Raw genomic sequence first — 805 nt, 5'->3', positions numbered from 1 at the left:
GATTTTGTTTTCAAATTTGTTTTTGATTTTATCCTTTCCGGCACAGCGATTTCCCAATGAACATCAAAAACAGTCTGCAAGTCGCCTGTTGCTTCCCCTATAATTTGCAAATGAGTGTCCCTCCAAAATCCTACGTCTGGCTTTAATCCTGTATATTCATACCCAACGTTCATACCGCCAGTAAAGGATTCCTTTCTGTCAATCGTCACAATCTTACAATGATCCCGATAATTCCAATTGGACAAAATCCCGGGAAATCGCAGAGGAAATATTGTCCTGCATTCTATCCCTGCTTCAACCATCTGCCGGATTTTTTCACGCGGGAATTTATAACTCCCCAAGCTATCTCTCATAAAACGAACCTGCACTCCATTTAATGCTTTTTCGATTAGCAGTTCTGTGATTCGATTACCAATTTGGTCGTTCCGATAGATGAAATATTCCAGATCAATGGTTTCTTGGGCTTTTTGCAGGGATACAAGGAGTTGATCATATTTTGCTATCCCATTGTTAAACACTTGGACTTGGCCCATTCGAAGCCCATTCACAGTGAAATGCCGTAAAGCATTGGCAATTACCGATGCTGAAGCACCGAATGTCTCAGGTAATTTGTTAGATTCATTTTTAGAACAGGTCAATCTTTTTCGATGAATAAACTTAGGATTTGATATGCTAAGATATAGCCAGAAACCAATGACAGGTAAAAAAAGGACGATTATTATCCAATTCAAAGCCTTGGCAGGCCGACGAACTTCCCAAATTGCTATGAATAAGATAAAGAACGTATTTAACAGGTATAGATAAA

The 805-nt window shown here is 39.0% G+C and carries 1 protein-coding gene; it reads right to left on the bottom strand.

Features of this window, described 5'->3' with window-relative positions; all coding sequences use genetic code 11:
- The coding region (locus ACWHAR_RS25725) for a phospholipase D-like domain-containing protein (protein WP_452088259.1) at positions 1-805 on the bottom strand (805 nt) is incomplete at both ends.

This window comes from Bacillus sp. LR--39 (assembly GCF_053613335.1).
The sequence above is the reverse complement of the archived record's forward strand: the minus strand, read 5'-3'. Positions and strand labels throughout refer to the sequence as shown.